Raw genomic sequence first — 6,298 nt, 5'->3', positions numbered from 1 at the left:
GTCGCTGGCCGGGTCGACCGGCGGCTGGCCGCCGGCCGGTGAAGCCAGCGCCACTTCGGCTCCGGCGTCGATGAAGACATAGTAGGGTGCGGCGAATTCCTCCAGCCAGAAGCCGGTGGGCTTGCCGGTATCGCCCAGTTGGTCGTGCGAGGTCAAAACCATGAGTATTTTCATAACATCCTCTCCAATTATCCAGGCTTACAATCCGGCGACCGGCACGCGTGCCGGCCGATTTGGAAACCCCATCGCCGAGGTGCCCGCGGCGAGCCGCGGGGGGTTGGTGAATTTAGCCGCCGACCGTGACAACGATCTTGCCGAATTGCTGGTTGGATTCCATATACTTGTGGGCTTCGACCATGTCCTCGAAGTCGAAAGTCTTGGACACCGTGGCCTTGAAATCGCCTTTTTCCAGGCCGTCGGTGACAAACTTCTTGCCGCGCTCGAAGCGGCCGGCGTCGCCGATGACCTCGAAAAGGGTATAGCCGCGCATGGTTAGCGCCTTGTTCATACCCGCGATCATCGGAAACGGCGTCGGCTTGCCGGCCAACGCGCCATAGATGAACACGATGCCGCCGGCGCCCATGGCGTCGACAAGCGTTTCGACCTGCGGGCCGGCCACCGGATCGAAGACCATGCGCGCGCCTTTGTTACCGGTGATACGCATAACTTCGGCGACAATGTCCTGTTCCTCGGTCGCCACGACATGGGCGGCGCCGGCTTTTTTCAGGTCGTCGGCTTTGCCCGAAGTGCGGGTTGCCGCGATCGACACCGCGCCGACGCTATTGGCGATCTGAATGGCGGCCAAACCAACACTGCTGGAAGCCGCCGGGATGATGACGGCGTCACCTTTGGTGAGCTGGCCCAATTCGATGAGTGCGCCGTAGGCGGTCAAAAACGGCATCCACACAGCCGATGCCTGGACGGCGTCGAGACCTTTCGGCCGTGATGTGACTGCGTGTGCCGGCACAATCGCCTGTTCGGCGTAGAAGCTGTAGTCGTTCATCGAAAACGCCGGGATCACCGACACCGCGTCGCCTTCGGCCAGGCCTTCGACGCCGTCGCCGACCGCCTCGACGGTGCCGGCGCCTTCGTAGCCGACGCCGGCGGGCAGCTTCGGGTCTTCCAGATAGGCGCCTTGGCGAAACATCGCTTCGGCGCGGTTCAAGCCGATGGCCTCGACGTTGATACAAACTTCGCCGCGGCCGGGCGCGCCGATTTCGATGTCTTCGTATTGCAGAACGTCCGGGCCGCCGGTCTCGTGGAAACGAATAGCTCGGGTCATACGTGACTCCTTGTTGGGGCCTTTGGTGCTTTGCACGGTGCTGTGTTCAACCGTTGAGAAAAGCCAATAGGTCTTTAATTGAGTTGCTCGGCGTGGGTGACGATCAGCCCGTGCGGCGCGCCGTCGTACTCCTTGAGCTCGGCGTTGCTGCCGATCGCCTTGGCGGCGGCGCGGCCGGTGGCGTCAATGGGCACGGTGGCATCGCCGGTGCCGTGCACCACCAGGGTGGGCACATTGAAGGCATCCATATCGGGCCTGAGATCGGTGCGGCCGAAAGCGTCCACGCAATCCAGCGTGGCCTTGGGCGATGCCTGCATGGCCATCATCCAGCTCCAGCGCATGACGCCATCGCTGACCCCGCCAGCCTCGGTATCCTGACCGTAGACGTCTTGGATGGGCGGGCGCGGCTCGGGGGTGCGGGGGATCGCGGCGGCGGGTTGGATACAAACTCCATAGCGTGCCTCGTGGGTATGTCGGTACAAAACTCGGTATTTAAAAAGCCTGGGCCGCCACCTCGGCGACGCTTTGATCCTGGTCCCCGCTACCGCCGCTTACGCCGACCGCGCACACCACGCGATCTTCGCTTTGCAACGGCACGCCGCCGGCAAAAGTCATGACGCGACCGTGGTTGGACATCTGGATGCCGAAAAACTGCTCGCCCGGCTGCGCGTTCGCCCCCAGATCCTTGGTCGACAGATCGAAGGCGCGGCTGGTAAACGCCTTGTTGATGGCAATATCGACACTGCCGATCCAGGCGCCGTCCATGCGCGCATGGGCGACTAAGTTGCCGCCGGCGTCGACCACTGCGATATTTTCCGGCTGGCCGGTCTCCTGGGATTTGTCGATGCCGGCGGCGATGACTCGCTGGGCGTCTTCCAGCGAAACGCTGTTGGGGTAGTACATGACAATTCCTCCGACTGGATAAGCGGGATTGGCGATCGCTAACCGGTGGCCGACGCGCGGTGCTTGCCTTCGGCGAATTCCTCGACCATCTTGGCGTTGAACGCCGGGATATCGTCGGGGCTGCGGCTGGTGACCAGGCCCTGGTCGACCACCACTTCTTCGTCCACCCAGTTCGCGCCGGCGTTTTTCAGGTCGGTCTGCAGCGTGTGAAACGAGGTCATGCGCTTGCCGGACACCTGCTGCGCGTCGATCAGCGTCCAGGGCGCATGGCAGATCGCCGCGACCGGCTTGCCGGCTTCAAAGAACGCGCGGACGAACGCCAGCGCGGATTCGTCGCGGCGCAGGCTGTCCGGATTCATCACCCCGCCGGGCAGCAGCAGGCCGTCATAGTCGTCGGCATCGGCGCCGTCCAGGGTCACGTCGACGTCAACGCTGTCGCCCCAGTCCGTGAATTTCCAGCCCTTGATGGACCCGTCCTTGGGCGCGACCACCACGGTCTCGGCGCCGGCGTCGATGAGGGCCTGGCGCGGTTCGGTCAGCTCGACCTGTTCAAAGCCGTCGGTGGCCAGTATCGCGATTTTTCTGCCGTTGAGTTCGTCGGGCATCGTATTGCTCCTCATTGAATATCGAAGTCCCCCCGCCAAGGGTTTATGCGCCTGCCTTTGTTATGGCCTGCGACAACGTATCGAAGTCGAAGTCGCCGTCGTGGCGTACGCCGTTGATGAAAAACGTCGGCGTGCCGTTGGCGCCGGCGCGCACGCCGCCCCGTAGATCGGCTTGCACACGCTTGTTATAGACCCGTTCGTCAAGTTCGCGCGCAAAGCGCTCGGTATCCAATGCCAAATCCTCGGCGTAGCCTTTCAGGTCTTCGTATTCGAGGGCGCGCTGGTGCTCGAACAGGGCAGCATGCATCGCCCAGAACGCATCCTGCGCGCCGGCCGCTTCCGCGGCCTGGGCGGCCTGCGCGGCGTGCGGGTGCACCTTGTTTAGTGGCAGGTGGCGAAAGGCGAAGCGCAAGTCATCGCCGTAGTCTCGTCTTAGCCGCTCGACGATCAGGTAGGCCTGGCCGCAGAGGGGGCACTCAAAGTCGCCGTATTCGATCAGGGTGACCGGGGCATCATCGGGGCCTTGGGTATGATCGGTTTCGTCGATCGGGGTGAGGGATGAAGCGTTCATTGGGCGGCCTCCTGTTCATCCAAGTCTTCGAGCGCGGCCAGGATGCCGTCGGCGCCGGGATCGACATCGATGGGCGAGACAGTGCTCCAGCGGATGACGCCGTCGCCGTCGATGACGAACAGCGCGCGCTCGGTTACGCCGTCGTCTTCTCGGTAAACACCGTAGGCCCGGGCGACCGCGCCTTTGGGCTCGAAATCGGCCAGCAGATCAAATTCCAGATTCTTATCCTCGGCGAACGCCTTGTGGCACCAGACACCATCGACCGAGATGCCCAGCAAGCGCGCGTCGAAGCGTTGGAATTCCTCCAGAATCTCATTGTACAGCGCCAATTGGCCACCGCATACCGGGCTCCAGTCGGCCGGGTAGAACACCAGTACCACCGGCTGACCGCGCAAATCGCCCAGCGACAGTGAGTCGCCGGGCGAGCGCGCCAAGTTGAAGTCCGGAGCGCGCTCGCCGGGCGATAACGCCGACTCGGCGCCCGGCGTCGTTTGCGTTGACTGACGCGTACTCATGACATGGGCCTCCTGAAAACCGGCGCGCCGGCTATTTCGCCGCCAGCACGTCGACCTTGTTGATTTGCGGCTGCTCGGCAAACAGGTCCGGGGCCTGGTTCATCAGCGCCTTGGCGACCTCGCCGGCCAGGTGGGCATCGCGGCCGGACTCGTTGTCAAACGTGTCGAAGATGCCGTAGGACGCCGGCCCCAGCTTGACGGCGTACCAGGTTTTGGTGCCGGGTTCGTTTTGGACCAGTTCAAGGCCGCTGTCGAGAAAAGCCTCGACATCGGCTTCCTTGCCGGGTTTGGCTTGCAGCGGAACCCAGAGTGCTTTGCTAATCATGTTATTTCTCCTAGGGCGTGTTGCCGTTTCGCGCTAAGTTATTGATTGTAGGAAAGGCAGGCTCGTATTGTGGTGTTACCAGCAACACAACGACGAGCCTGCGATGGCCCGACAAATACTCACAGATGAGCATTGGTCCAAGCTCAAGCGTGTTTTGCTTGCCGAGTCGATCTACGACAAATCGGATTTACGTCTGACGGTTGAAGGCATGCTCTACCGAATGCGTACAGGTTGCCCTTGGCGCGACCGTGCCGGAACTCGTGGCCTTCAATGTCGGCAGCAATCGGTTCAAGGATCTGCTGGACATGTCGCCCGAGTTCGTCGAGGGCCTCTGGCGGGAATGCTGCTTCAGCGGCTTTCTGGTCGGTCAGGAGACGTTGCGGCGCATGCAGCCGCTGGGCAAGGGCACGTTGATCTTCACGGGCGCGTCGGCCTCGATGCGCGGCAAGCCCAAGTTCGGCGCCTTTGCCTCGGCCAAGGCCGGCCTGCGCATGTTTGCCCAGGCGATGGCCCGTGAGTTCGGCCCCGAAGGCATCCATGTGGCGCATGTGGTGGTCGACGGCGTGGTGGATGGCGACCGGGTCAACAAATTCGGCGGTGGCGCGGGTCGTTTGTATCGGTTGTCCAAGGGCAGCCAGGGCAGTCTCTCGACCGAAGCCATTGCCGAGAACTACTGGCACCTGCATTGCCAGGATCCCACCGCATGGACGCACGAACTGGATCTGCGGCCCTGGCGCGAATCCTGGTAGCCGGGGCCATCCGGTACAACCCAGAGCCGTTATCGCTGGACCGCGTGAGCCGGCGACGGCCGACGACTTTAAAGGACATGTCATGTTCACCTACGAACTCGAGAATGCGATCGCCCATCTGACGATCGATCGACCTTCGGCATACAACGCCATCGACCCCGATGGCGGCCGCGAGCTTTGCGATATCGTCAACGCGATGTGTTCGGATCCCGCGGTACGTGCCGTACTGATCCGGGGCACCGGCGAAAAAGCCTTCTGTGCGGGTGGCGACGTCGGTGGCTTTGCCCAGAGCGGATCCCGGCTGCCGGCCGAAATCCGTGAGATGGCAGGCAATCTGCATATGTCGATCGCACGTCTATCGCGCATGGATGCGCCCGTGATCGCTGCAGTGAACGGGGTGGCTGCCGGGGCGGGTCTGGGTATCGTCGCGGCCAGCGACTATGTCCTGGCTGCCGAGCATGCGACCTTCTCGTCGGCGTTCACCGCGATTGGTCTATCGCCGGACAGCAGCACGACCTGGTATCTGCCGCGGATCGTCGGCTATCGCCGTGTGATGGAGCTGCTGCTCACCAATCGCCGCCTGTCGGCAGCGGAAGCCCACGAATGGGGGCTCGTCAATCAAGTGGTTGCGGCCGAGGATTTCGATGCCGAAGTAACCTCGTTCGCTGAGCGTCTCGCGGCCGGCCCGACCGCAGCCTACGGCGCCGTCAAACGCCTGGTGCGGGCGAGCCTCGCGGATACGCTCGAGACCCATCTCGAAGACGAAGCGGTGTCGTTGTCGCAGATGGCCGCCTCCGCCGACGGCATGGAAGGTGTCGCTGCGTTCGCACAAAAGCGCAAGCCCGAATTCGGTGGTCAGGGTTGAATCGCCGCGGACCCGGCACCAGACGTCAAGCTATCGAACATCGCTAGATCTTTCGTAGACGTGCGACTCTGAATCGCCAACTTTATCCACGACGGTTTACTGACTGTCGGCTTTGGGTCGCTACCTGATCACGGGTAATCGGTCGGATATTTACGGTTCCGTTCATCAAAGGGAATCGTCATGGAGTATATCGGCCAATGGAAAGGTGCTTCTTCTAAAGGGTCCATCATTCCGTGGAACAAAGGCCGCCTAGTCGCTCCGAAGCCGCCGCTAAAGCTCAAGGAGATCTGGGCCATTCGGGTACGGCTAGAGCTTGCGACCCAGACGCGAGATCTTGCACTGTTTAATCTCGCGATCGACAGCAAGCTACGCGGGTGTGATCTGGTTAGGCTGAAGGTTCAAGACGTCGCGCACGGTGGACGGAGTTACTGTCAAATCTGGTGTATGAGGAAAGAAGCTAGGCGGCTTTCCTGCTGAGTTGTC

General features: G+C 62.2%; 9 protein-coding genes and 2 pseudogenes. 3 read left to right on the top strand and 8 right to left on the bottom strand.

The features are described 5' to 3' along the window. The 8 genes and pseudogenes from S4A8_RS19020 to S4A8_RS18985 all read right to left on the bottom strand — a co-directional run. Positions 1–174, bottom strand: a pseudogene (locus tag S4A8_RS19020) (type 1 glutamine amidotransferase domain-containing protein); the annotation flags it as partial. A gap of 112 nt (positions 175–286) precedes the next feature. After that, positions 287–1,282: a zinc-dependent alcohol dehydrogenase family protein gene (locus S4A8_RS19015; RefSeq protein ID WP_123592347.1), complete on the bottom strand. Its 996-nt coding sequence runs from the start codon at positions 1,280–1,282 to the stop codon at positions 287–289. Between the two features lie 74 nt (positions 1,283–1,356). Continuing rightward, positions 1,357–1,764, bottom strand: a complete 408-nt coding sequence (locus S4A8_RS19010; RefSeq protein ID WP_502950761.1) for an alpha/beta fold hydrolase — start codon at positions 1,762–1,764, stop codon at positions 1,357–1,359. Positions 1,765–1,774: 10 nt separating this feature from the next. Continuing rightward, positions 1,775–2,185: a GlcG/HbpS family heme-binding protein gene (locus S4A8_RS19005; RefSeq protein WP_353221319.1), complete on the bottom strand. Its 411-nt coding sequence runs from the start codon at positions 2,183–2,185 to the stop codon at positions 1,775–1,777. Positions 2,186–2,223: 38 nt separating this feature from the next. Then, positions 2,224–2,790 carry a type 1 glutamine amidotransferase domain-containing protein gene (locus tag S4A8_RS19000; protein ID WP_353221318.1) on the bottom strand — a complete coding sequence of 189 codons (567 nt, stop codon included), beginning with the start codon at positions 2,788–2,790 and terminating at the stop codon, positions 2,224–2,226. Between the two features lie 43 nt (positions 2,791–2,833). After that, complete coding sequence (locus S4A8_RS18995) at positions 2,834–3,361, bottom strand: DsbA family protein (protein WP_353221317.1); 528 nt, start codon at positions 3,359–3,361, stop codon at positions 2,834–2,836. Continuing rightward, the gene (locus S4A8_RS18990; protein WP_353221316.1) at positions 3,358–3,876 is read right to left on the bottom strand and encodes a redoxin domain-containing protein; all 519 of its coding nucleotides are present in this window, start codon (positions 3,874–3,876) and stop codon (positions 3,358–3,360) included. Before S4A8_RS18990 ends, S4A8_RS18995 begins: the two co-directional genes overlap by 4 nt. Before the next feature lie 31 nt (positions 3,877–3,907). Then, on the bottom strand, positions 3,908–4,201 hold the full coding sequence (locus S4A8_RS18985) for a putative quinol monooxygenase (protein ID WP_353221315.1): 294 nt from the start codon (positions 4,199–4,201) through the stop codon (positions 3,908–3,910). A gap of 103 nt (positions 4,202–4,304) precedes the next feature. Between S4A8_RS18985 and S4A8_RS18980 the strand changes: the two are divergent. From S4A8_RS18980 to S4A8_RS18970, 3 genes and pseudogenes are all read left to right on the top strand, one after another. Further along, positions 4,305–4,448, top strand: a pseudogene (locus S4A8_RS18980) (transposase); the annotation flags it as partial. A gap of 1 nt (position 4,449) precedes the next feature. Then, positions 4,450–4,950 (top strand): SDR family NAD(P)-dependent oxidoreductase, encoded by a 501-nt coding sequence (locus tag S4A8_RS18975; protein WP_353221314.1) that lies wholly within the window; start codon positions 4,450–4,452, stop codon positions 4,948–4,950. 82 nt (positions 4,951–5,032) lie between these two features. Continuing rightward, a complete protein-coding gene (locus tag S4A8_RS18970) occupies positions 5,033–5,815 on the top strand; it encodes an enoyl-CoA hydratase/isomerase family protein (protein ID WP_353221313.1) in 783 nt (260 codons plus the stop codon). The last annotated feature ends 483 nt before the right edge of the window (positions 5,816–6,298 follow it).

This window comes from Salinisphaera sp. S4-8 (assembly GCF_040361235.1).
Taxonomy (GTDB): Bacteria; Pseudomonadota; Gammaproteobacteria; order Nevskiales; family Salinisphaeraceae; genus Salinisphaera.
The sequence above is the reverse complement of the archived record's forward strand: the minus strand, read 5'-3'. Positions and strand labels throughout refer to the sequence as shown.

Coding starts and splice junctions, on each gene's coding strand:
- S4A8_RS19015 (WP_123592347.1), bottom strand. CDS start 1,282: ATGACCCGAGCTATTCGTTTCCACGAGACCGGCGGCCCGGACGTTCTG.
- S4A8_RS19005 (WP_353221319.1), bottom strand. CDS start 2,185: ATGTACTACCCCAACAGCGTTTCGCTGGAAGACGCCCAGCGAGTCATC.
- S4A8_RS19000 (WP_353221318.1), bottom strand. CDS start 2,790: ATGCCCGACGAACTCAACGGCAGAAAAATCGCGATACTGGCCACCGAC.
- S4A8_RS18995 (WP_353221317.1), bottom strand. CDS start 3,361: ATGAACGCTTCATCCCTCACCCCGATCGACGAAACCGATCATACCCAA.
- S4A8_RS18990 (WP_353221316.1), bottom strand. CDS start 3,876: ATGAGTACGCGTCAGTCAACGCAAACGACGCCGGGCGCCGAGTCGGCG.
- S4A8_RS18985 (WP_353221315.1), bottom strand. CDS start 4,201: ATGATTAGCAAAGCACTCTGGGTTCCGCTGCAAGCCAAACCCGGCAAG.
- S4A8_RS18970 (WP_353221313.1), top strand. CDS start 5,033: ATGTTCACCTACGAACTCGAGAATGCGATCGCCCATCTGACGATCGAT.